The 23,176-nt window shown below is 66.6% G+C and carries 16 protein-coding genes and 8 pseudogenes; 5 read left to right on the plus strand and 19 right to left on the minus strand.

The features are described 5' to 3' along the window. Positions 1-9: 9 nt before the first annotated feature. Positions 10-2,247 (minus strand): TonB-dependent receptor, encoded by a 2,238-nt coding sequence (locus tag NHF48_RS13420; protein ID WP_342454653.1) that lies wholly within the window; start codon positions 2,245-2,247, stop codon positions 10-12. Between the two features lie 44 nt (positions 2,248-2,291). Here NHF48_RS13420 and NHF48_RS25160 point away from each other — a divergent pair, with 44 nt between their 5' ends. Continuing rightward, the gene (locus tag NHF48_RS25160; RefSeq protein ID WP_342454654.1) at positions 2,292-2,426 is read left to right on the plus strand and encodes a hypothetical protein; all 135 of its coding nucleotides are present in this window, start codon (positions 2,292-2,294) and stop codon (positions 2,424-2,426) included. A 314-nt stretch (positions 2,427-2,740) separates the two neighbouring features. On the opposite strand, the gene NHF48_RS13425 is transcribed toward NHF48_RS25160, so the two are convergent. Further along, the gene (locus tag NHF48_RS13425) at positions 2,741-4,048 is read right to left on the minus strand and encodes a sugar porter family MFS transporter (protein ID WP_253071397.1); all 1,308 of its coding nucleotides are present in this window, start codon (positions 4,046-4,048) and stop codon (positions 2,741-2,743) included. Positions 4,049-4,248: 200 nt separating this feature from the next. On the opposite strand from NHF48_RS13425, the gene NHF48_RS13430 reads away from it, so the two are divergent. After that, complete coding sequence (locus tag NHF48_RS13430; RefSeq protein WP_263816893.1) at positions 4,249-5,271, plus strand: spore coat protein U domain-containing protein; 1,023 nt, start codon at positions 4,249-4,251, stop codon at positions 5,269-5,271. On the opposite strand, the gene NHF48_RS13435 is transcribed toward NHF48_RS13430, so the two are convergent. The 14 genes and pseudogenes from NHF48_RS13435 to NHF48_RS13500 form a co-directional block, all read right to left on the minus strand. Continuing rightward, positions 5,260-6,105, minus strand: a complete 846-nt coding sequence (locus tag NHF48_RS13435; RefSeq protein WP_263816894.1) for a mechanosensitive ion channel family protein — start codon at positions 6,103-6,105, stop codon at positions 5,260-5,262. The genes NHF48_RS13430 and NHF48_RS13435 overlap by 12 nt on opposite strands. Then, on the minus strand, positions 5,996-7,654 hold the full coding sequence (locus NHF48_RS13440) for a DUF3772 domain-containing protein (RefSeq protein ID WP_253071399.1): 1,659 nt from the start codon (positions 7,652-7,654) through the stop codon (positions 5,996-5,998). Before NHF48_RS13440 ends, NHF48_RS13435 begins: the two co-directional genes overlap by 110 nt. Before the next feature lie 517 nt (positions 7,655-8,171). After that, a pseudogene (locus NHF48_RS13445) lies at positions 8,172-10,285 on the minus strand (ATP-binding protein). Positions 10,286-10,337: 52 nt separating this feature from the next. Next, positions 10,338-10,697, minus strand: coding sequence for a lysozyme inhibitor LprI family protein (locus NHF48_RS13450; RefSeq protein ID WP_342454655.1), 360 nt, complete (start codon positions 10,695-10,697; stop codon positions 10,338-10,340). Further along, positions 10,688-11,750: pseudogene (gene bioB, locus NHF48_RS13455) on the minus strand (biotin synthase BioB). The gene NHF48_RS13450 and the pseudogene bioB overlap by 10 nt, the downstream one beginning before the upstream one ends. Continuing rightward, positions 11,747-13,282 (minus strand): methylmalonyl-CoA mutase family protein, encoded by a 1,536-nt coding sequence (locus tag NHF48_RS13460; RefSeq protein WP_446741156.1) that lies wholly within the window; start codon positions 13,280-13,282, stop codon positions 11,747-11,749. Before NHF48_RS13460 ends, bioB begins: the two are co-directional and overlap by 4 nt. A 91-nt stretch (positions 13,283-13,373) precedes the next feature. Then, positions 13,374-13,628, minus strand: a pseudogene (locus NHF48_RS25165) (methylmalonyl-CoA mutase family protein); the annotation flags it as partial. A 100-nt stretch (positions 13,629-13,728) separates the two neighbouring features. Further along, a pseudogene (locus NHF48_RS25170) lies at positions 13,729-13,902 on the minus strand (methylmalonyl-CoA mutase family protein); the annotation flags it as partial. 260 nt (positions 13,903-14,162) lie between these two features. Beyond that, positions 14,163-14,948 carry an enoyl-CoA hydratase-related protein gene (locus NHF48_RS13475; protein ID WP_253071400.1) on the minus strand — a complete coding sequence of 262 codons (786 nt, stop codon included), beginning with the start codon at positions 14,946-14,948 and terminating at the stop codon, positions 14,163-14,165. A gap of 10 nt (positions 14,949-14,958) precedes the next feature. Next, on the minus strand, positions 14,959-15,384 hold the full coding sequence (mce, locus tag NHF48_RS13480) for a methylmalonyl-CoA epimerase (protein ID WP_253071401.1): 426 nt from the start codon (positions 15,382-15,384) through the stop codon (positions 14,959-14,961). Continuing rightward, positions 15,381-15,716 carry a hypothetical protein gene (locus NHF48_RS13485; RefSeq protein WP_253071402.1) on the minus strand — a complete coding sequence of 112 codons (336 nt, stop codon included), beginning with the start codon at positions 15,714-15,716 and terminating at the stop codon, positions 15,381-15,383. Before NHF48_RS13485 ends, mce begins: the two co-directional genes overlap by 4 nt. A gap of 168 nt (positions 15,717-15,884) precedes the next feature. Further along, the gene (locus NHF48_RS13490; protein WP_133020237.1) at positions 15,885-16,100 is read right to left on the minus strand and encodes a hypothetical protein; all 216 of its coding nucleotides are present in this window, start codon (positions 16,098-16,100) and stop codon (positions 15,885-15,887) included. Further along, the gene (locus NHF48_RS13495; RefSeq protein WP_133020236.1) at positions 16,097-16,381 is read right to left on the minus strand and encodes a hypothetical protein; all 285 of its coding nucleotides are present in this window, start codon (positions 16,379-16,381) and stop codon (positions 16,097-16,099) included. The genes NHF48_RS13490 and NHF48_RS13495 overlap by 4 nt, the downstream gene beginning before the upstream one ends. A gap of 59 nt (positions 16,382-16,440) precedes the next feature. After that, a pseudogene (locus tag NHF48_RS13500) lies at positions 16,441-17,971 on the minus strand (acyl-CoA carboxylase subunit beta). 100 nt (positions 17,972-18,071) lie between these two features. Between NHF48_RS13500 and NHF48_RS13505 the strand changes: the two are divergent. From NHF48_RS13505 to NHF48_RS13515, 3 genes and pseudogenes are all read left to right on the plus strand, one after another. After that, entirely contained in the window at positions 18,072-18,842 is a 771-nt protein-coding gene (locus tag NHF48_RS13505; protein WP_263816895.1) for a helix-turn-helix transcriptional regulator, read from the plus strand. Continuing rightward, positions 18,794-19,042 (plus strand): annotated as a pseudogene (locus NHF48_RS13510) (ImmA/IrrE family metallo-endopeptidase); the annotation flags it as partial. The gene NHF48_RS13505 and the pseudogene NHF48_RS13510, both read left to right, overlap by 49 nt. Positions 19,043-19,100: 58 nt before the next feature. Beyond that, positions 19,101-19,466 (plus strand): annotated as a pseudogene (locus NHF48_RS13515) (short-chain fatty acyl-CoA regulator family protein); the annotation flags it as partial. Positions 19,467-19,590: 124 nt separating this feature from the next. Here NHF48_RS13515 and NHF48_RS13520 read toward each other — a convergent pair. From NHF48_RS13520 to purH, 3 genes and pseudogenes are all read right to left on the minus strand, one after another. After that, positions 19,591-20,955 carry an ammonium transporter gene (locus NHF48_RS13520; protein WP_253071403.1) on the minus strand — a complete coding sequence of 455 codons (1,365 nt, stop codon included), beginning with the start codon at positions 20,953-20,955 and terminating at the stop codon, positions 19,591-19,593. Positions 20,956-20,967: 12 nt separating this feature from the next. After that, positions 20,968-21,306 (minus strand): P-II family nitrogen regulator, encoded by a 339-nt coding sequence (locus tag NHF48_RS13525; protein WP_056053652.1) that lies wholly within the window; start codon positions 21,304-21,306, stop codon positions 20,968-20,970. 275 nt (positions 21,307-21,581) lie between these two features. Continuing rightward, positions 21,582-23,147, minus strand: a pseudogene (purH, locus tag NHF48_RS13530) (bifunctional phosphoribosylaminoimidazolecarboxamide formyltransferase/IMP cyclohydrolase). Positions 23,148-23,176: the final 29 nt, after the last annotated feature.

Consider the following 23,176-nt stretch of genomic DNA (forward strand, 5'->3'; position numbering starts at 1 on the left):
TCGTCCCCGTTAGAAGAACAGCTTGCGGATGCTGAGGCGGACGGTGCGGCCGAGCGGGTCGAGATAGTCGGGCTGGTAGGTGTTGGGCACCGTGCCGGTCGCATCGGTGACGCGCTGGCGGGTATTGAAGACGTTGTCGACCGACAGGCTGACGCGCATGCCGCGCAGCCATGGATGCGCCTTCACCCATTCGAGCCGTTGGCCGAGATCGGCGAACAGGCGGGCATTGGCGGTGGCGAGGCCGCCGAAGTTGAGCGTTTCGGGCGCGGCGATCGTGCCGCCGTTGACGCGCGTGCCGGTTGCGTAGTTGGCGGAGATGCGCGCGCCGAGGCCGTTGTTGGTGTAGCCGGCCTGCGCCTCCAATTCGTGACGCGCCTGCCCGCCGCTGTTGCCGATCGCGTCGCCGTTCAGCAAATTCAGGCTCGGGCCGCCGTCTGCGACGAGGACGCGGTCGGTGAAATGCCAGGTGTGGTAAACCGCGAACTGGATGCGGCCACCGGCTTGGCCGCCGCGTCCGCCGAAGCCACGTCCACCGCCGGCTCCGCCGCCGGGACCACCAGCGCCGGGACCACCGGCACGCGCACCGTCGCCGCGTGCGCCCTCACCGCGCGGTCCGTCGCCGCCTGCGCCACCGGGACGACGGAAGCCACCTGGCGGTTGCAGACCCTCGAACGGGTTGGGACCGGTGCCGGCACGATACGCCTCGAGCTCGCGCTGGATCTTCGACTTGAGCGGCGCGGAGAAGTTGATTCCCCAGCGTAGTTCGGAGCGATCGCTGCGCGCGAAATTGATTGGCCGGCGGTCGACCTGCAGCAAATTGCCCTCTAAATCGCGCCGAAAGCGATCGGGGAATGCGTCCGCGATCGCCGCCGTGACGGCGGGGAACGCCGCGATCGGGTTGTCGACCCGGCTCTCGACATAGTTGGCGGTGATCGAGAGGTCCTTGGCGGACCAGGGCTTCAGGGTCAGCCCGACTTTCTTGACGTGGTTGTTGTCCGCGACCAGCCCGGGGTTGCCGCCGCTGATCGTCGTGACGGTCGCGGTCTCGCCGCGCACGTAATCGAACACACGGACGTTGGGCGTGGTGATCTGTGGATTGCCGAGCTGCTGCGCAGTCGGCGCCTCATCAGTGTCGGTAACCGAGGCGATCACCCGCACACCCTCGATCGGCGACCAGTTCGCACCGTAGCCGAGCGTGGTCAGCGTGCCGAAGTCCGAGAGATGATCCTCGGCAAGGTTGAAGTTCGCCGAGAGCGTGCCGAGGAACGGCAGCACGTTCTTCGAGCGGCTGGTGAGCGGGACGTCGACGTTGATCTGGCCGTTGACCGTATCGCGCGAGACCTGTCCGGGGGTCTCTCTCACGACCTGGTCGATAGTGCGATACGAGCGACTTTTGAAATCGGCGGTTTCGGCACCGAGCTTGATCGTCGTCGAGACTGCGCCGGCGGGTAGCGAGAACAGCGTGCCGTTGGCGACCGCGTCAAGTTCGCCGGTGCTCTGCGTCGCATAGGCGCGGTTGCCTGGCAGTGCACCGAAGTCGCTCGCGCTCAGGCGGCCGAACGGGTTCGCGGTGGGATCGCCGGCGCGGATGCGGGCATTGAAGGCACTCGCGTCGAGGCCCGTCTCGGTGAAGGTCTGCGTGTCGCTGCGGTCGTAATTGCCCGTCACGTTCCAGCGCCACGTGCCGATATCGCCGTTGAGCGTGGTTCCAAGATGCGCGGCGATCGACGAGGTGCGCTGGGTCAGCGGCAGGACGCCGTCGTCTTCGATCGCGCGATTGACGGGCGTGGTGCTGCCGAACGGCGTCAGCGCGACGACGGGCAGGCCGTTGAGGCTGCGGCTGTCGGTCGATTCGAGGCGGCCGTTGATCGTCGCGCCGATGTTGCCGAAGATGTTGCGCGCATAGACGCTGTTCGCGGTGAAGGTGCTGGTCGCGGACTGGAGCGTGCGGAACGGCCGCTGGTCGACGACATTGCCGTCCGCGCCGAGCGCGCTGTTCGCGGTGCGCTGAGGCTGGAGGATGTCGCGCTGCGATTCGGTGAGCGGCTCGCTCGACGTGTATTCGACGTGCAGGTTGAGCCGGCGATCGCGCGCGATGTTGAGCATGTCGAGCGAGCCCTTGGGGGTGTTGCCGCCACCCTCGGTCGCCTGCGTGTCGACCGCCTCGGCGGTAACCGCGCGGAAGCGGCGGCGCAGGACGAAGTTCACGACTTTCTGGTCGGCGCGGTAGCCGTATTTGAGCGCCACCTCCTCGGGGGAGGATCTCGACGCGCTGGATCGCCTCGGTCGGGATGTCGCGGATCTCGCTGAAGCTGGAGATGCGGCGGCCGTTGAGCAGCACGACCGGCGCGCCGCCGCTGCCGCGACCGCTGGTGGTCTGCGGACTGAGTTCGTTGAGCAGGTCGGAGACGGTGCTGACGCCGTAGGATCGGATCTCGGCCTGGCCCAGCGTCTGGTCGGGTGGGATGTCGCCGATCACCGCGCCGGGGAGTTTGCGCGAACCTGTGACGACGATCTCCTCGGATTCTGCGCCCCTCGTCCTGCTCGGGCGCTTGTGCGGCGGGTGCGGCGGCGGGACGCGAGGGTGCCTGTTGCGCGGCCACCATTGCGGGCATGCTCACTGCCAGAACCAGACCCAAACTGCGCATACCCGTTCCACCCCGATGATCGAGCATGCCGATTAGGCGGCAATTGTCGCAGGATTGTGCCGGTTCGGCGGTGCTTCCGTCACAAGCGCGGCTTATCGCGACATATGCGCTTCCATCTCCTCCAGCGGCACGCCCTTGGTCTCGGGGAAGTACAGGAACACGGTGACGAACTGGACCGCCATCATCGCGGCGAAGAACAGGAACGGCGCGCCTGCCGACCATGCAGCGGCTACGGGGAAGACCTGCGCGATCACTGCGTTCCAGCCCCAGTGACTCGACGAACCGATGCTCGATCCGCGCGCGCGGACGTTCTGCGGGAAGACCTCCGAGATATAGACCCAGATCACCGCACCCGAGCCCGGCGCGAAGAACATGATGAAGACGATCAGCGACGGCAGCAGCAGCCAGTTGGGCAGGACTCCCAATAGCGCCAACCCGCCGACGGTGAGCGCTGCGGTCATGCCCGCCGACCCCCAGAGCAGCAGCGTGCGGCGGCCGATCCGGTCGATCAGCAGCATGCCGAGCAGCGTGAAGACCATGTTGGCGACACCGATCATCACCGCCTGGAGATCGGGCGAGAGGCTGCCGCCGGACGCCTTGAAGATGTCGTTCAGGTAATAGAGGAACGCGTTGATGCCGCTGAACTGGTTGAACATCGCGACCAGGAAGGCGAGCGTGATCGGCTTGCGGTGGCGCGTCCAGGACAGCGACGCATCGCCCTTCGGCGCATCAAGGTCCGCGCGCGCGACGTCGGGGCTCATGCCGACCAGCGCGAGCACCTGCTTCGCCTCGACGTCGCGGCCCTTGGCGAGCAGCCAGCGCGGCGAATTGGGGATGCGGAAGAGGAGCGCGAAGAACACCAGCGAGGGCGCCGCGACGATGCCGAGCTTCCACCGCCACTCGACGTCGCCGAGATCGAGCGAACCGATGACCGCGTTCGAGACATAGGCGAGCAGGATGCCGAGGATGACGGCGAACTGGAACCCGCCGACCATTTTCCCTCGCTGGGCAGGCGGTGCCAGTTCGGCGATATAGGCGGGCGCGAGCACCGACGAGCCGCCGATCGCGATGCCGTTGATGAAGCGGAAGCCGATGAAGCTGTGCCAGTTCCACGCCAGTGCACAGCCGAGCGCGGTGACGACGTAGAGAAAGGCGAGCATCCGCAGGACGTTTCGGCTGCCGTAGCGATCGCCGAGCGATCCCACGAACAACGCGCCGATCAGCGTACCCCAAAGCGCGGACGAGACGGTGAAGCCGAGCCACGCCTCGCTCAGCGCGAACTTCGCCTTCAGCGCGCCGGTGACGCCGGCAATCACCGCGGTATCGAAACCGAACAACAGCCCGGCGAGCGCGGCGGTGGCGACGCTCGCGATCAGGATCGTGCGGGGCTGCGCGCTCACGAGGCGCCGTCGATGGAAGGAATGATCGTCATCACCGTGTTGTGAACGTTTTATGCGCCTTCGCAAGACCAACGCCGCCCATTTCGATGCGCGAAAACACCCGTTTCCGGTTCTTCAAAACGCATTAACGAATGTGGGGATAGCGCTGAAGCATCGAAACGGGTGCGAGGGATGCGGTGGGTATCGAACATTGTCCGGCAATGACTTCGGGACACGGACTGCGGGGACTGGTCGCCGCGATATTGCTGTATCTCGGGCTTGCCGCGGCCCCGGCGTTCGCGTGCGATATCGCGACGCCATCGACCGCCAGCCTGGGCACCCTGTCGCCTACCGCCGTGACGGGGGCGGGGTTCATCGCGACGACGGGCTCGTTCAAATGTGCGAACGCCAGCATCCTGTCGCTGCTGGCCGCCGACTATCTGCGCGCGACGTTGATAACGACCACCCCGCTGACGCTAACCGCGCCGACCGGAGGGTCGATGAGCTATTCGTTATCCGCCACCGCGGACGGCACCACGCCCTTCGTCGCCAATACCCCCCGATCCTATGTCGAGGGGACGACATTGTCGCTGCTCAGCAACAGCAAGGCCGCGGTGCCGATCTATATCAAGCTCATCAGCGCGGCGGCGCCGCCCGCCGGCATATACGCCGGCAACTTCCAGGTCCGTTGGACCTGGAAATTCTGCAACGGTATCGCAGCCCTGGGTTTATGCCTGTTGGCCGACAACGACCAGGACAGTAAGGTAGCCACCGTCAACGTCACGGTGACCGTCGCCAAGAACGCGGTCGTTACCGTGACACAACGTACGACGTGGGAAGCCTCGGCGACGACCAACAACCCGAAGGCCATTCCCGGCGCGAAGCTGCGCATGACGATGCAGATCCTGAACCCGAATCCGTTCGCGCTGGACAGTAACACGCTCACGTTCACGCTGCCCACGCCAGCCGGCCTGCGCATCGCGCTCGACGGCGACGGCACCAACATCGGCGCGGTCGTGCAAGCTGGCGATACGACCGGCACCACCGGGCTGAAGTTCAAGTATGCCTCGCCTTCGGACCCTGACGACGATGTCGACTTTGCCAGCGGCAACAACGTCTGGGGCTACAAACCCGTCGCGGGCGACTCGGCGACGCAGGGAATGGTCACCGCGGTCCAGTTCAACCCGAAGGGGGCTGATGGCAGCCGGCACGGCCTTTACGATCTCAATACCCTATTCGGTTAACTGATCCGCCGGCGTGTCCGGGGCGCGTGGTGCGGGCACGCCGCCGACGATCTCCATCTTGGTCGCGGTCGAGCCGACTTCGATCCCCGCCTCGCGGAACTGGCGGAGCAGCGTGAACAGCAGTTCGCTGCGCATCGGATAGGCATCGCGCGGGCTCGCCACGTACGCGAAGCAGTTGAACTTCGCGCGGCCGGCGTCGATCGAATCGATGAACACCTTGGGTTCGGGATCGTCGAGCACCTCGTGCTTCTCCGCGAACGCCGCGAACAGCATCGTCCGCACCGCATCGAGATCCTCCTCGAGCGGCACCGAGAATTGCAGCTGGATCCGGCCGATCGGCGCCGCCAGCGTCATGTTCTGGATCGTCTTGGTGATCAGCTCGGAATTCGGCACGATCAGCGTCGAGCGGTCCGCGACCTGGATCTCGGTCGAGCGGACGTTGATCCGCTTCACGTCGCCTTCCATGTTGCCGATCCGGACGAGGTCGCCGATCTTGACCGGGCGTTCGGCGAGCAGGATCAGCCCCGAGACGAAGTTCTGCGTGATCGCCTGCAGGCCGAAGCCGATCCCGACCGACAGCGCGCCGAGCACCACGGCCAGCTTCTCCATCCCGATGCCGAGCGCGCCGAGCGCCCACAGCACCGCGGCGATGATCCCGGCATAGCGCGCGACCATCATCACCGAATTCTGCGCGCCCGCATCCATCGCGGTGGTCGGCAGATAGCTATTCACCAGCCAGTGCTGCAGCCCGCGCATGATCGCGAGCGCGACGAACAGCACCGCGATCGAGCGCAGCACCGCGCCCGGCGAGATCGTGACCTGGCCGATCGTCACGCCGTTCGCGACCGTCCCGAACAGCTCGAACGCCGAGCCGACGCCCGCCCCGAACGGCGCCATGACGGCGCCGACCGCGAGCAGGATCAGCAACAGCCGCAGCGCCGCCGACAGCAGCACGCCAATCTGGTCGACGGTCTTGTTGTCGACCCCGAAACCGCTGTTCGCCGACCGGCCGAGACGGTTGCCGCTCGACAGCAACGTCCGGCACGCGTCGTCGGTGAAGGTCATCATCAGGTACAGCGACGCGCCGACGATCGCGCCCCCACAGCAGCCACGTCGCGACCTTCAGCGCGAAGTTCACATAGCCGATCAGGCCGGCGATCAGCGTCACGAGCAGGACCAGCCAGACCAATGTCGCGACGATCGCCAGCAGCGTGTTGCGCGCGGGCTTGGTCGGGTCGGGCAGCGCGGCGGCGCGGAGACGGCCGAGCGTTACCAGGATCGCGCCGAGCAGGACGATGTGCAGCAATGCGACGACCGCATTGGCCGCGCTCGATGCGGGCGCGCTGATACCGATCAGCGTGTTGGTCGCAATCAGGAGCTGGCCGAAGAAGATCAGCCCGGCCGCCATCCAGGTATAGGGGCGGAGCGCCTGCGCGGCCGGGTCGCCGATCGGCAACAGGCGCCATGTGGACTGGCCGCGCAGCAGCAGCGCGCCGCCGAGCGACGACACGAACGCGCAGAACCATGTGATCCCGACGAAAAGCGCGCCGAACCGGCTCCAGGCGGGCGAGACCAGCCCGGCCCAGCGCAACGACGCGACGATCGCCCAGGCGGCGAGGCCGGGCAGCGCGGTGCCGATCACCACCAGCCACAGCGCGTAGGCCGAGCGGCGCAGGCGACCGCCGGGCGCGTGGTTGGTCGCGTAGCGCCGGCCGACGCCGTGCAGCCAGCGTCGTAGCGGCACGATCAGCACGAGCGCGGTGAGGATCCCGATCAGCAGGCCGGTGCCGGCGCGCATGTCGAACCGCGCGCCGAACTGGCGGATCTCGACATTGGCGAACCGCATCATGCGCGCGGTGTCGCGCGGCAGGTGATCGACGATCGCGGCCCACAATGTCGGCGACAGCGGCGAACCGGTGTTTTCGGACAATTGCTGGCCGAGTTCCTCCGCTTCGGCAGCACCGATGTCGTCGATCTGCTGCTTGGCTTCGATCCCGATGAGGCGCGCGCGCTTGATCGCCGAGTCGATCGCCGACTGGCTCTGCGCGAGGAGCTTGCGTTGCTGGCGGATCTCGAGCGCTTCGACGACGCCGGGAGTGGCGGCACCGAGTTCCGCGACGCGCGCCTGGACCAGCGCCATCTCCGGCGTGAGCGTGCGGACGGCGTCGGCGGCGGTGGTCTGGACGGTTTGCGCGCGGGTACGGAGGGCTTGCCGCGCCTTGTCGTCGCGCGCGGCGGGGGTGGCGTCGTCGATCGCCTGGAGCTCGGTAGAGGCTTGCGTCAGGCTGGCAGCGACGGTCGCGACCTTGGGCTCGTCCTGCGCGATCGCGGGGCGCGCGGTGGCTAGAAGGAGGAGCGCGGCGAGGTAACGGAGGAGGGTCATCCGGGGTGCTGTACAGCGATGGGGCCGGAAACGGGAGGGGGTGGCGTTGGGCTTGGGTCCCGGCACCGCTGCCGCTGTTTTCGGCAAAGCCTCAGGATGAGCGCTTGCCCATCACACGTCCCACCCCGGCGAATGCCGTGGCCCAGTTGGCAAGGTCGCTGTAACGGAGCGCTGGCCTCAATCACCAGCCGCTCCCAACTGGGCCCCGGCCTTCGCCGGGGTGGTGTTAGGGGGACGCGATCCCGCAAACACAGCTGCCGGCCTACCCTTCCTTGTTCTCCCGCGAAAGCGGGAGCCCAGACTGGGTCCCCGCCTTCGCGGGGAAACATAGATGCGGATCGCTCGCCCCACCGGCGCTGGGAGCAACATACGCCCCTTCCCCGTCACCCCGGCGGAAGCCGGGGCCCACCGCACCGCACACTCAGTTCGATCGGGTGTGCAGAACGGTGGATGCCGGAACAAGCTCGGTATGACGGGGCGGGACGCGCTTTCGGAAGGCAAATCAGACCGCGCGTCGTCAGTCCAGCTCGAGGATTACCTGATCCACCGCGAGGCTGTCCCCCGTCTTCGCCGCAACCGACTTCACTGTCCCCGTCTTCTCGGCGCGCAAGATGTTCTCCATCTTCATCGCCTCGACCACCGCGAGCGCCTGCCCCGCCTCGACTCTGTCGCCCGCCGCTACGTCGAGCCGCACCAGCAGCCCCGGCATCGGACAGATCAGGAACTTCGACAGATCGGGCGCGACCTTCTCGATCAGGTGCGCGGTGTAGGGCGCGACGCGGGCGGGGAGGACACGGGCTACGTGGCTCGCGCCTCGCGTCGTGAGCTTGAAGCCGGCGCGGGCCTTGGCAATGCGGATCGTGAGGTGTTCGTCGCCATCGGTCCCGTGGCCGTCGGCGACCATTATGCGATCGCCGGGCGTGTATTCGAGCGCCAGGTCGAGGTCTTCTCCATCGACCATGATGCCGTCGGTCGAGACCGTCACCGCGTGGTCGGTCTTGTCGATTGTCACCACCCAGTCGGCGGGCGGACGGAGGCGCTTGCCGAGCTGGCCGTCGATCCGGCGGGCGCGATCGGCTTCGGCCGTCGCGGCGAAGGCGGCGACGGCGGCGAGCGTCTTCAGCAATTCGGCGTCGGCGGGGGCGCCGTGGAAGCCGTCGGGATATTCCTCGGCGATGAAGCCCGTGGTGAGCGCGCCCGACTGGAAGCGCGGGTGCTGCATGATCGCCGAGAGGAAATCGATGTTGTTGCCCGGGCCTTCCAGCTCGAACGCGTCGAGCGCGGCGATCTGCGCGGCGATCGCGCCGTCGCGGGTGGGGGCCCAGGTGATGAGCTTGGCGATCATCGGGTCGTAGAACATACTGACCTCGCCGCCCTCGCGGACGCCGTCGTCGACGCGGACCCTTGCTTCCCCCCGCCCACTTGCGGGAGGGGGCTGGGGATGGGCTCGCGTTATCGTCAAACGCAACGTTAGCGGTGGAGGACAGCGCGTGCCCACCCCCGGCCCCTCCCGCTTGCGGGAGGGGGGAGGTTTCGGGCGGATTATAGCGAACCAAGCGACCGATGCTCGGCAGGAACCCGCGATACGGATCTTCGGCGTAGACCCGGTTCTCGATCGACCAGCCGTTGAGCTTCACGTCATCCTGCCCGAACCCGAGCGGTTCACCCGCGGCGACCCGGATCATCAGTTCGACCAGATCCAGCCCGGTGATCTCCTCGGTCACCGGATGCTCGACCTGAAGTCGGGTGTTCATCTCGAGAAAGTAGAACCCCTCCCCCGTCGTGTCCGCGCCCGAGACGATCAGCTCGACCGTCCCCGCCGAATGATACCCAACCGCCTGCGCAAGAGCGACCGCCTGCTCCCCCATCGCTTTCCGCATGGCAGGCGTGACGAACGGAGACGGTGCCTCCTCGACGACCTTCTGATGCCGCCGCTGGATCGAGCATTCGCGCTCGTTGAGATAGACGATGTTGCCGTGCTGGTCGCCGATCAGCTGGATCTCGATGTGGCGCGGCGATTCGATGAACTTCTCGATGAACACGCGGTCGTCGCCGAAGCTCGCCAGCCCCTCGCGCTTGGTCGCCTCGAAGCCTTCGCGGACGTCCTGTTCGCTGTAGGCGAGCCGCATGCCCTTGCCGCCGCCGCCCGCCGACGCCTTCATCATCACCGGATAGCCGATGCCGCCGGCAATCTCGACCGCGTGATCGGTGCTGTCGATCTCGCCGAGATAGCCCGGCACGACGTTGACGCCCGCGGCCTTGGCGAGCTTCTTCGATTCGATCTTGTCGCCCATCGCGGCGATCGCGTTGGGTGGCGGCCCGACGAAGGCGATCCCGGCCTCGGCGCAGGCCAGCGCGAAACTCTCGCGCTCGGACAGGAAGCCGTAGCCCGGATGAATGCAGTCCGCGCCGGTCTCCTTGGCGGCGAGCAGGATCAGCTCTGCCTTGAGATAGCTTTCGGCGGCGGGGGGCCGGCCCGAGGCGCACGCTCTCGTCCGCCATCAGCACATGCGGCGCGCGTGCGTCGGCATCGGAATAGACCGCGACGGTCTTGATGCCCATCGCCTTGGCAGTCCGCATGACGCGGCATGCGATCTCGCCCCGATTGGCGACCAGGATTTTCTTGAACATCACTCGCCCTAATCTGTGCCGTCTTGCCGGACGCGGTCCGGGTGCGGACTGGTTATTGGTACCAAATCATCGTCTTGAGCTGCTTCGTGCGGGCCTGCGTCAGGTCGGTCCGACACCCGGCAATCGTCATGCCCTGCGCCGAACCGCCGGCATATTGCCCGCCTTCGATCACGCACTGCGTATCGCGGAACTTGAGCCACGCGCGCTGGCTCTCCAACAGCGCGGCCGCATAGCCAAACCCGCCGCCGCGCGACCCGTCCTGCGCGTCGCGCCGCTTCATGTAGGCGTACGTCCGGTTCCACTGCGCGGTCATCGTGGCATCGGCCTGGGCATAACTCGTACCGGCGGAACGGTTCATCGTCGCCTGCGACTGCATCGGCGCGGCGGCCATCAAAAGTGCGATCAGCAGCATGTCTTGGCCTCTCTCATCGGCTCCGCGCCGACCATCGGTTTCATCCCGAGCTTCGCCAGCAGCGTCGCGTCGGCGCTGTCGCCGGCGTTGCCGGTGGTCAGCAGCTTGTCGCCGGTGAAGATCGAGTTCGCGCCGGCCATGAAGCAGAGCGCCTGGGTAGCCTCCGACATGCTCTCGCGACCCGCAGACAATCGCACCATGCTGAGCGGCATCGTGATCCGCGCGACGGCGACCGTCCGGACGAACTCGATGTCGTCGATCTGCGCCATCGGCGTGCCGGCGAGCATGTCGCTGAGCGGCGTGCCCTTGACCGGGACCAGCGCGTTGACGGGGGACGCTCTCGGGGTGGCGCGGTAGCGTGGCGAGCGCGTGGACGAAGCCGACGCGGTCGCTGCGCGTCTCGCCCATCCCGACGATCCCGCCGCAGCAGACCGAGATCCCTGCATCGCGGACGTTCGCCAGCGTCTCCAGCCGATCGCCGAAGGTGCGCGTGGTGATGACGTTGCCGTAATTCTCGGGCGAAGTGTCGATGTTGTGGTTGTAGTAATCGAGGCCGGCGTCGGCGAGCTGCTTGGCCTGGTCCGCGTCGAGCATGCCGAGCGTCATGCACGTCTCGAGTCCCATCGCGCGGACGCCTTCGACCATCGCGACGACCTTCGGCATGTCGCGCGGCTTCGGGTTGCGCCACGCGGCCCCCATGCAGAAACGCTGCGAGCCGGCGGCCTTGGCCTGCGCGGCGTCGGCGAGGACGGCGTCGACATCCATCAGCTTTTCCGCCTTCAGGCCGGAGTCGGACGAGGCGGACTGCGAGCAATAGCCGCAATCCTCGGGGCAGCCGCCGGTCTTGATCGACAACAAAGTGCAGAGCTGTACCTCGCCGATCGCATGATGCGCGCGGTGGACGGTCTGCGCGCGGAACATGAGTTCGTCGAACGGGAGGTCGAACAGCGCGGCGATTTCCGGACGGGTCCAGTCGGTGCGGGAAACCGGAGCATCGCGCACCAGGCTCGGAGCCGCTGCATGTGCGAGAGTACGGAGGAGGGTATCGGTCATTCGGCGGCTTCCTCTTGCGGGGCCATATTATGGCCGAGGAGTTTCAACACGTCCTCGGCGGCCTGGATCAGGTTGGTGCCGGGTCCAAAGATCGCCTGGACCCCGGCATCGCGCAGCGCCTGATAGTCCTGTGCGGGGATAACGCCACCCGCGATCACCTTGATATCCGCGCGGCCGGCCTCACGGAGATAACCGATCAGTTCGGGGATCAGCGTCTTGTGGCCGGCGGCGAGTGACGACGCGCCGACGATATCGACGTCCTTCTCCAGCGCGAGCGCGGCAGCTTCGGCGGGGGTCTGGAACAGCGGGCCGGGGACGATCTCGAAGCCCAGGTCGCCGAACATCGACGAGACGAGGTTGGCGCCGCGGTCATGCCCGTCCTGGCCCATCTTGGCGACGAGCATGCGGGGTTTGCGGCCTAAGCGGCGCTCGGTCGCTTCGACGCCGTCGGTGAGGCGAGTCCAGCGCGCGTCGTCTTCGTAGGCGCCGCCGTAGATGCCGGAGACGGGAGTGGGCTGCGTGCCGTAGCGGCCGAATACATCCTCCATCGCGGAGGAGATTTCGCCGAGGGTGGCGCGGGCTCGGGCGCAGTCGACGGCGAGGGCGAGGAGGTTGTTCTCAAATCCTCCCCGACCCGGGGAGGTGGCAGCCGGAGGCTGACGGAGGGGGGGCTTCCGCGGGCGTATCCTTTTTGTGGAACGCCCCCTCCACCATCCTGCGGATGGTCCCCCTCCCCTTGCAGGGGGAGGAATTGAGCCGCTTCGTGCACCGTGGCGCAACGCATCTAGCGCAGCACGGCATGCCGCCTCATCCCGCGCGGCCTTAACCCGCGCGATTCGTTCGATCTGGCCTGCCCTCACCGCGACATTGTCCACGTCGAGGATCTCGATCGCGTCCTGTTCGGCGAGCTTGTACTTGTTGACGCCGACGATGACGTCCTCGCCGCGATCGACGCGCGCCTGGCGGCCGGCGGCGGCTTCCTCGATCATCGCCTTGGGCCAGCCTGCTGCGACCGCCTTCGCCATGCCGCCTTCGGACTGGATCCGCTCGATCAGGCTCCAGGCGCCGTCGACCAGCGACTGCGTCAGGCTCTCGATATAATAGCTGCCGCCGAGCGGATCGACGACCTTGGTCATCCCCGTCTCTTCCTGGATCACGATCTGCGTGTTGCGCGCGATCCGCGCCGAGAAGTCGGTCGGCAGCGCGATCGCCTCGTCGAGCGCGTTGGTGTGGAGCGACTGCGTGCCGCCCAGCATCGCCGCCATCGCCTCGATCGTCGTCCGCATGACGTTGTTGTACGGATCCTGCTCGGTGAGCGAGACGCCGCTGGTCTGGCAATGCGTGCGCAGCATCTTCGACCGCTCGTCCTGCGCGCCTAGCTGCGTCATCGCGCGGTGCCAGAGCACGCGGGCGGCGCGAAGCTTGGCGATCTCCATGAAGAAGTTCATGCCGATCGCGAAGAAGAAGCTCAGCCGCCCCGCGAACTTGTCGATGTCTAGGCCGCTCGCGACGCCGTATTTCACATATTCCATGCCGTCGGCGATCGTGAAGGCGAGCTCGTGGAGCTGCGTCGCCCCCCGCCTCCTGCATGTGATAGCCGCTGATCGAGATGCTGTTGAACTTGGGCATCTCGCGGCTCGTGTAGCCGAAGATATCCGAGATGATCCGCATGCTCGGCTCGGGCGGGTAGATATAGGTGTTGCGGACCATGAACTCCTTGAGGATGTCGTTCTGGATGGTCCCGTCGAGCAATTTGCGGTCGACGCCCTGCTCCTCGCCGGCGACGATGAAGAAGGCGAGGATCGGAATCACCGCGCCGTTCATCGTCATCGAGACGGACATCTTGTCGAGCGGGATGCCGTCGAAGAGGATCTTCATGTCCTCGACCGAGTCGATCGCGACGCCCGCCTTGCCGACATCGCCGGTGACGCGGGGGGTGGTCCGAGTCGTAGCCGCGGTGCGTGGCGAGATCGAACGCTACCGAGAGGCCTTTCTGGCCGGCGGCTAGGTTGCGACGGTAGAAGGCGTTCGAGGCTTCGGCGGTGGAGAAGCCGGCGTATTGGCGGATCGTCCAGGGGCGCCCCGCGTACATCGACGCGCGGACGCCGCGGGTGAAGGGGGCGAAACCTGGGAGGCCGGGGTCTTCGCGCACGTCTTCTGCGGTGTAGAGCGGCTTGACGTCGATGCCTTCGGGGGTCGGCCAGGTGAGGTCGGCGCCTTTGACTTCCTTGCCGGCGAGCGCCTGCCAGTCGGCTAGCGTGGGGGTTCGGTTTGTCAGTCATTACCTAGCACCTAGTTCCCCGGCGAAGGCCGGGGCCCAGCCCCTCAAATAAGCTGCGCGCGGGAGCGCGTTCGATGCTGCGCATCGAGCCTGGGCCCCGGCCTTCGCCGGGGAACGAGAAGAGCGAGTCGTCACTTGCCCGTGAACACCGGTTTGCGCTTCGTCAGGAACGCGATGCCGCCTTCCATCGAGTCCGCAGACCCGCGTGCATCCCGCTGGTTCGCAGCCTCCGCCTGCATCGCCGTCGCATAATCCGTTTCGTACGCAGCAGTGATCGCCCGCCGCATCAACCCGAGGGCGACCGTCGGCATCGCTGCCAGCCGTTCAGCCAGCGCGAACGCCTCCGCATCCAGCGCATCGTCCGCGACCACCTTGTGCACCATCCCCCAGTCGAGCGCCTTGGCCGCCGGCACCCGCTCGCCAAGCATCATCATCTCGGTCGCGCGGGCCTTGCCGATCAACCGCGGCAGCATCCACGACGCGCCACCATCCGGCACCAGCCCGATATTCACGAACGCCTGAAGAAAATACGCGCTCTCGCTGGCCACACAGAAATCGGCAGCGAGCGCGAGGCTGCAGCCGATCCCTGCCGCAGGACCACGCACCGCGCTGACCACCGGCACCGAGAGCGCGGCGATCGCTGCCATCGTCGGGTTGTAACTCCCGGTCAGTGCCGCGAACGTCGTCTCGCCCGGATTGTCCGAACCAAGCGCGCCACCACCGACATCAGCGCCCGAGCAGAACGCACGGCCGGCACCTGAAATCAGTACCGCGCGGGCGCCATCCAGATCGGCCAGCGCCGCCTTCAATTCCTCGAACATCGCCGGTGGCGCGGCGTTCAGCCGGTCGGGCCGGTTCAGCGTCAGCACCAGCACGTCGCCGCGCCGTTCGCTCAGGATATGCTCGTACGCGGCCATCAGATCTCTCCTAGTGCGCGCCGGTATCGCCCGGCGTCTCCATCAACTCGACCAGCATGCCGCCGAAATCCTTCGGGTGCACGAACACGATCGGCGTGCCGTGCGCGCCGATCCGTGGCTCGCCCAACACGGTCGCGCCCTTCGCCTTCAGGTCGGCGACCGCGGCGGCGATATCGGCGACCTCGAAGCAGACGTGATGCTGACCGCCGGCCGGGTTTTTGCGCAGGAAGCCGGCGATCGGCGAACTCTCGTCATATGGCTCGATCAGCTCGATCTGCGTGTTGGGCGCATCGATGAAGCACACCTTCACGCCCTGCGCAGGCAGGTCGAACGGCTCGCCGATCGCGGTCGCACCGAGCAGCAGGCGATACGTCTCGACCGACTTCGCGATCGACGGCGTCGCGACACCGACATGGTTGAGCCGGCCCAATGTCATTGCGCATCCTTCGGTGGTGGCGGCGGCGTGGGAACGACACCCAGCGTGTAACCGCACACGCCGAGCACCTGCCGGATCATCGCATCACCGGTCGGCGCGACGAAATTCGCCTGCACCGCAAAGCTCGCGCCGTTGGTGGTCTCGACCCGTACCGTCTTCGATTTTACCAGAAACGTGGTCAGCCTGGTGATCGCCTCTGGATCGGTGACGTAGGTCCCCGTTCCCGGAAACTGCCAGTTATAGGTGAACGCCGGCCCGCCATCGAAGCGCACCGCGACAGGTTTGTCCGGTCCCTGTCCGAGCGGCTGCGGCTGGATGAACTGGATTGACACGATCGGCTCCGGACGCCACGTCGCACTTTACGACGAAGCGCGACAAACCGTCATTGCCTGTGACCGACGCGGAGATGCTGCGCACGCCAGTCGCGTTGGTGCGATCTGCGAGCTTCCAGGTTGGTGCAGGCGCCGCCACGGCTGCGGCTTGAAGCAGAAGAAACGCGATCATCCCTCAATCCTCCGCTGCTGGGCCGCCGCCATTGCGGCACCTTCGATCACCCCTTCCAGGCGAGACACGCGATCGCGGAGATCACCATGCGCGCCGGCAAGACCGGCAAGTCGCCCGCCAAGCTGGGCGACGTCCCGATCAAGGCCATCCAGCTGATCCTTCAGCGTCAGGATCGTCTTGAAAACGCCGAATGCTTTCTCACCCGCACTCACGGTCTTTCGCCCGCCAGCACCGCATCGACCACAGCGCAGGTGCGCGCGATATTCTCACGCATCGACTGGATGGACATCTTCATGTCGTCGACAGCGGCCTCGATCTCCGGTGCGAGAAACGCCAATGCCGCTTCCTCGTCGCGCGACGCCGGTGCGGCAATGTACCGCGTTGTCGCTTCACGCACGACGCGGCCGACGGACATGCCGCTGTTCGCCGCGAACGCATCGAGCGCGGCCTTGTGATCGGGCGTAGTCAGAAACGTCACGCGTTCGGTCTGCATGTCACGACTCCTTCGCATGACATGATAATGTGCTTATCATCATGCAACAAGCCGCCGGATCACAACGGGATGTTGTCATGCTTCTTCCACGGATTCTCCAGCGCCTTGCCGCGAAGTTTCCGTAGGCCGAGGCGCGATGCGGCGGCGGGTCGAGTGGGGCTGGATGACCTCGTCGATAAAGCCCTTCGAGGCGGCGACGAACGGGTTGGCGAACCGCGCCTCGTATTCCGCGGTGCGTTCGGCGATCTCTTCGGGCGTCTTGCCGCGGAAGATGATCTCGACCGCGCCCTTCGCGCCCATCACCGCGATCTCGGCGGTCGGCCACGCATAGTTGAGGTCGCCGCGCAGGTGCTTCGACGCCATCACGTCGTACGCGCCGCCATACGCTTTGCGCGTAATGACGGTGATCTTGGGCACGGTCGCCTCGGCATAGGCGAACAAAAGTTTCGCGCCGTGCTTGATGATGCCGTTATGCTCCTGCGCAGTGCCGGGCAGGAAGCCGGGGACATCGACGAAGGTCACGATTGGGATCTCGAACGCGTCGCAGAAGCGCACGAACCGCGCCGCCTTCTTCGACGAATTGATGTCGAGCACGCCCGCGAGCACCATCGGCTGGTTCGCGACGAAGCCGACCGTGCGGCCTTCGATGCGGCCGAAGCCGGTGATGATGTTGGCGGCGTGTGCCGGCTGCGTCTCGAAGAAATCGCCTTCGTCGACGGTCTTCCGGATCAGCTCGTGCATGTCGTAGGGGCTGGTTCGCCGACGCCGGGATCAGCGTGTCGAGGCTTTCCCCGATCCGGTCCCATTCGTCCGCAGTCGGGCGCTCGGGCACGCCTTCGCGATTGGACGACGGCAGGAAATCGAAGAAATCGCGCGCCGCGAGCAAGGCCTCGATGTCGTTTTCGAACGCGTTGTCGGCGACCGACGTCTTGGTGGTGTGCGTCACTGCGCCGCCGAGCGCCTCCTGCGTCACGACCTCGTTGGTCACCGTCTTGACCACGTCGGGGCCGGTCACGAACATGTAGCTCGAATCCTTCACCATGAAGATGAAGTCGGTCATCGCGGGGGAATAGACCGCGCCGCCTGCGCACGGGCCCATGATCAGCGACAGCTGTGGCACGACGCCGGAGGCGAGCGCGTTGCGCTGGAACACCTCGGCATAGCCGCCGAGCGAGGCGACCCCCCTCCTGGATGCGTGCGCCGCCGCTATCGTTGAGACCGATGATCGGCGCGCCGACCTTCATCGCGCTGTCCATCACCTTGCAGATTTTTTGCGCATGACGTTCGCTGAGGGACCCGCCGAATACGGTGAAGTCCTGGCTGAAGACGAACACGAGGCGGCCGTTGATCGTGCCCGAGCCGGTGACCACGCCGTCGCCGGGGATCACCTGGTCCTGCATGCCGAAATCGACGCAGTTGTGCTCGACGTACATGTCGAGCTCCTCGAACGATCCCTCGTCCAGCAGCACGTCAAGGCGCTCCCTCGCGGTGAGCTTACCCTTGGCGTGCTGCGCTGCGATCCGCTTTATGCCCCCCGCCGACTCTGGCGGCTTCGCGGCGGCGTTCAAGCTCTTCGATCGTCGATGACATCGTCTCTCCGTCCTGTTGCTGGCCTTCACAGAGCGGGATGCGATGCGCAAATGCAATGTTGCAAACTTGTGCGTCGGATGTTTGCAAATTAGGCGGAGGGATGACCCTGCCCGCTCGTCGCCTCTTCGTCGGACATCGCCTGCGCGACCTGCGCCGCGTTCTGGGAATCAGCCAGGCGGCGATGGCCGTGCGGATCGGGTTGTCCGTCAGCTATCTCTCACAGATCGAGAATGGCGACCGCCCGGTGACGGAAGGCGTGCTGATCACGCTCGCGCGCGAATTTCCGGCGGATTGGGGCAGCATCGATGCGGCGGACGATACCGCGTTGCTGATCGCGACGCTGGAGGCGGTGTCGGACACGAGTGTCGAGGCGCCCGCGCTCGACGAGACCGCGGTGCGGCGGGCGGTGAAGCACCAGCCGTTGTTGGCGCAGCGCCTTGTCGCGATGCACGACGCGTATCGGCGGGCGCAGGAGCAGTTGCGGGCGCTGGACGACCGGCTGGTGGCGGGATCAGGGGCGCCGGGGTTGCTGCCGTGGGAGGACGTGCGCGACTGGTTTCATGCGGCGGGCAATTATGTCGATGCGCTCGACCGGCGGGCGGAGGAGATCGGCGAGACTTTGGGGGCGGACCGGATCGCGTCGCTTGAGGCTAGGCTTGCCGCGCGCGGCGTGTCGGTTGCGATCTCCGGAGCGCTTGCCGCGCCGCTTCGCGATTATGACGGCGCAACGTTGCGGCTCGACGGGTCGCAGCCGGGGAGACCACCCTGTTCTCGCTCGCGCATCAGGTCGCGCGACACGAATTCGGCGACGTCATCGGCGGGATCGTCGCGGCGTCGGAGATGGCGTCCGAAACGGCGCGCGCGCTGCTGACCGCGGGGCTGACCAATTACGCGGCGGGGGCGATCGTCATGCCTTACACGCGCTTCCGCACCGAGGCGCGCAACGTCCGCCACGACATCGACCGGCTACGGCGGATCTTCGGGACGAGTTTCGAGCAGACGTGTCACCGGCTCTCGACGTTGCAGCGACCGGGCGCGCTGGGCATCCCGTTCTTCTTCTGCCGCGTCGACATGGCGGGGAACATCACCAAGCGGCACTCCGCCACGCGACTTCAGTTCGCGCGGTTCGGAGGGGGCGTGTCCGTTGTGGATCGTCCACGAGGCGGTGGCGATCCCCGACCGGATACTGACTCAGCTGATCGAGACTACCGACGGCATCCGCTACGTCTCGATGGCGAAGGGGCTGGTGAAGCCGTCCGAGACGTACACGCGACCCGCGCGGCGCTATGCGGTGGCGCTGGGGTGCGAGGAGGCGAACGCGTCGGAGTTCATCTATGCGGACGCGCTGGGGACCGGAGGCACCGCCACGCCGATCGGGACGTCATGCCGCATCTGCCTGCGCACCGACTGCGACCAGCGCGCGTTTCCGCCGACCGCCAGCGAGATACGCGTCGATCCCGACCGCCGCGGCGCCGTGCCGTACGAGGTGGTTTAGCCCCATTGGAACTCGATCGAAGTCCTACTTCGATCGACACAAAGGCCCGGTGTGTTTCCACACCGGGCTAAGGTTGTCCGCAGGAGGAACGTCGTGGGTGCGGGCTCGACTGGCCCGCTACCGATCAGTTGTAGGCGCGCTCGCCGTGTTCGCCGATGTCGAGACCCTCGTGCTCGACTTCCGGCGAGACCCGCAGACCGGTGACGGCCTTGGCGACGTAGATCGCGATCGTGGTGCCGATCGTGGCCCAGATGATCGTGACGATCACCGCCTGGAGCTGCACGAAGAGCTTGGCGCCCATCGCATAGTCCACAGCACCAGGGCCGCCGAGCGACGGGGCGTAGACCACCGCGGTGCCGATCGCGCCGATCATGCCGCCGATGCCATGGATCCCGAAGGCGTCGAGCGAGTCGTCGTAACCGAGCATCGGCTTGAGCTTCGACACCGCCATGAAGCAGACGAGCGAGGCGATCGCGCCGAGGACGATGGCGCCGAACGGGCCGGAGTTGCCCGCGGCCGGCGTGACGGCGACGAGGCCGGCGACGATGCCCGAGCAGAAGCCCAGTGCCGACCCCTTGTGACCCGAGAGCTTCTCGGCAAGCATCCAGAACAAAGCGGCGGACGCGGTGGCGACGAAGGTGTTGAGCATCGCGAGTGCGGCCGAACCGTTCGCCTCGAGCGCAGAGCCTGCGTTGAAGCCGAACCAGCCGACCCAGAGCAGCCCGGTGCCGATGCCGGTCATGACCAGCGAATGCGGTGCCATCGGTTCCTTCGGATAGCCGATGCGCTTGCCGAGGATCAGCGCCGCCACCAGCGCCGAGACGCCGGCGTTGATGTGGACGACGGTGCCGCCGGCGAAATCGAGTGCGCCTGCCTTGAAGAAATAGCCGCTCGATGCCCACACCATGTGTGCGATCGGGAAGTAGACGATCGTCAACCAGACCAGGCCGAACACCATCACCGCCGAGAACTTCATGCGCTCGACGACCGAGCCCAGGACCAGCGCGATGGTGATCGCGGCGAAGGTCATCTGGAAACAGATGAAGACATATTCGGGGATCTCGACGCCAGCCGTGAAGGTCGCCGCCTGCGAGGCGGGCGTGACGCCCTTCAGGAACGCCTTGTCGAAGCTGCCGATGAAGTTGCTGAGCAGCGGGTTGGTCACGTCCGGACCGAACGCCAGCGTGTAGCCCCACATCACCCAGATCAGCATCGCGAGCGCCGCGACGGCACCGATCTGCGTCATGGTCGACAGCATGTTCTTCGACCGCGTGAGGCCGCCGTAGAACAGCGCGAGACCGGGCAGGATCATCATCAGGACGAGGATCGTCGAGGTCATCATCCAGGCGGTGTCGCCCTTGTTCACGGTAGCAACGACGGGCGCGACCACCGGTGCGGCTGCTGCCTGTGCCCAGGCGGGTGCGGCGGCGATCATCGTCGCGCCGAACCCTAGAGCCGCGATGGCGACCTTCTTCAAATCATGCTTCATCTCGTCCCCCCCTCAGAGCGCTGAATCGTCGGTTTCGCCGGTGCGGATCCGCACTGCCTGGCCGACGTCGAGCACGAAGATCTTGCCGTCGCCGATCGCACCGGTGTTCGCCGATGCCTGGATCGCCTCGACCACGCGGTCGGACAGGCTGGCGGCGCAGACCACCTCGATCTTGATCTTCGGCACCATGTTGGTGCTGTACTCGGCCCCCCGATAGATCTCGGTCTGGCCCTTCTGACGGCCGAACCCCTTGACCTCGGTGACCGTCATGCCCGCCACGCCGATCGTGGTGAGCGCTTCGCGCACCTCGTCGAGCTTGAACGGCTTGATGATGGCAATGACGAGTTTCATCGCGCCCCTTCCCCTTGTTACGGGAAATGCCTTGCAATGTGCGTGCCAGTTGCGGTGTGGGAGGGGTGGGGTATGCGTGCGGGGCGGGCAGAGGTGAAACTGCGGTTAAAACATGTGCAGTGCGGTGAGGATGCCCGATTAATAGGCAGGCCAACCCCACCTGCTGTTCTTCCGCGAAAGCGGGAGCCCAGGGTCACGAACGATGCCGTTTGTAATCCTGGGCCCCCGCCTTCGCGGGGGGAACAGTTAGCGCAAGCGATCCGAGGGTGTCGAACTCAGTGGCGGAAGTGGCGCATGCCGGTGAAGACCATCGCGAGGCCGGCTTCGTCCGCTGCAGCGATGACGTCGGCGTCGCGGATCGAGCCGCCGGGCTGGATCACCGCCGTCGCGCCAGCCTCGACCGCTGCAAGCAAGCCGTCGGCGAAGGGGAAGAACGCGTCCGACGCGACCGCCGAGCCGATCGTGCGCGGGGTAGCCCAGCCGGCCTTCTCTGCCGCGTCCTTTGCCTTCCAAGCTGCGATGCGCGCGGATTCGAGGCGGTTCATCTGGCCGGCGCCGATGCCCGCAGTGCTGCCATCCTTGGCATAGACGATCGCGTTGGACTTGGTGTGCTTGGCCACCGTCCAGGCGAAGCGGCAGTCGAGAAGTTCCTGCTCCGGTCGGCTGGCGCTTGGTGACGACCTTCAACTCACCCGGCGTACCGTTGTCGCGACCTTGGACGAGCCAGCCGCCGGCGATCGACTTGGCCGTCAAGCCGAGGCGGGCGGGATCGGGGAGGTCGCCAGTGAGCAGCAGGCGGAGGTTCTTCTTGGCGGCGAACAGCGCGATCGCCTCCCTCGTCGGCATCGGGAGCGACGACGACCTCGGTAAAGATGCCGGTGATCTGGCGCGCGGTCTCGGCGTCGAGCGTGCGGTTCACGGCGATGATGCCGCCGAACGCCGACACGGTGTCGCAGGCGAACGCCGCGGCATAGGCGTCGGCGAGCGTGGCGCCGGTGGCGACGCCGCAGGGGTTGGCGTGCTTGACGATCACCACCGAGGGGGGCGGCGTCGCGGAATTCGGCGATCAGTTCGAGCGCGGCGTCGGCGTCGTTGAGGTTGTTGTAGCTGAGCGCCTTGCCCTGGAGCTGGCGGGCCTGGCCGATGCCGCGGACCGAGCCGGTTGCCGTGTAGAAGGCGGCGGACTGGTGCGGGTTCTCGCCGTAGCGAAGCGTATCGCCGCGCTTGAGCGTGATCGGCAGCGTGGCGGGGAATTCCTCGGCCTGATCTACCGTGCCGAACCAAGTCGCGATCGCCGAATCATAGGCGGCGGTGGTGGCGAAGGCTTTCGCGGCGAGTTTCTTGCGGTCTTCGAGCGTGGTGGTGCCGCCCGAGACCAGCGCATAGTCGGCGGGGTCGGTGACGATCGCGACATAGGCGTGGTTCTTGGCGGCCGAGCGCACCATGCTGGGGCCGCCGATGTCGATGTTCTCGATCACGGTGTCGCGGTCGGCGCCCTTCGCGACGGTCGCCTCGAACGGGTAGAGGTTGACGATCACGAGGTCGATCGCGCCGATCTTGTGCTCGGCCATCGAGGCGGCATGGCCGGCGTCGTCGCGGACGGCAAGCAGGCCGCCGTGGACCATCGGGTGGAGCGTCTTGACGCGGCCGTCCATCATTTCGGGGAAGCCGGTGAGTTCGCTGACGTCGCGCACCGTGAGACCGGCGGCGCGGAGGGCGGTGGCGGTGCCGCCGGTGGAGACGAGTTCTACGCCGTGGCTCGCGAGCGCCTTGCCGAGATCGACGATCCCGGTCTTGTCGGAAACGGACAGGAGCGCGCGCTTGATCGGGATGCTGGTCATGGGGGTCTTTCGTCGGGAGTCGCCGTGCG

Origin of the sequence: Sphingomonas sp. H160509 (genome assembly GCF_024124765.2) — a bacterium.
Lineage (GTDB): Bacteria > Pseudomonadota > Alphaproteobacteria > Sphingomonadales > Sphingomonadaceae > Sphingomonas.

Coding starts and splice junctions, on each gene's coding strand:
- NHF48_RS25160 (WP_342454654.1), top strand. CDS start 2,292: ATGTCGCGGATCTCGCTGAAGCTGGAGATGCGGCGGCCGTTGAGCAGC.
- NHF48_RS13450 (WP_342454655.1), bottom strand. CDS start 10,697: ATGCTGCTGATCGCACTTTTGATGGCCGCCGCGCCGATGCAGTCGCAG.
- NHF48_RS13440 (WP_253071399.1), bottom strand. CDS start 7,654: ATGACCCTCCTCCGTTACCTCGCCGCGCTCCTCCTTCTAGCCACCGCG.
- NHF48_RS13520 (WP_253071403.1), bottom strand. CDS start 20,955: ATGAAGCATGATTTGAAGAAGGTCGCCATCGCGGCTCTAGGGTTCGGC.
- NHF48_RS13495 (WP_133020236.1), bottom strand. CDS start 16,381: ATGCAGACCGAACGCGTGACGTTTCTGACTACGCCCGATCACAAGGCC.
- NHF48_RS13525 (WP_056053652.1), bottom strand. CDS start 21,306: ATGAAACTCGTCATTGCCATCATCAAGCCGTTCAAGCTCGACGAGGTG.
- NHF48_RS13505 (WP_263816895.1), top strand. CDS start 18,072: ATGACCCTGCCCGCTCGTCGCCTCTTCGTCGGACATCGCCTGCGCGAC.
- NHF48_RS13460 (WP_446741156.1), bottom strand. CDS start 13,282: ATGGAATATGTGAAATACGGCGTCGCGAGCGGCCTAGACATCGACAAG.
- NHF48_RS13430 (WP_263816893.1), top strand. CDS start 4,249: ATGACTTCGGGACACGGACTGCGGGGACTGGTCGCCGCGATATTGCTG.
- NHF48_RS13475 (WP_253071400.1), bottom strand. CDS start 14,948: ATGGCCGCGTACGAGCATATCCTGAGCGAACGGCGCGGCGACGTGCTG.
- mce (WP_253071401.1), bottom strand. CDS start 15,384: ATGACATTGGGCCGGCTCAACCATGTCGGTGTCGCGACGCCGTCGATC.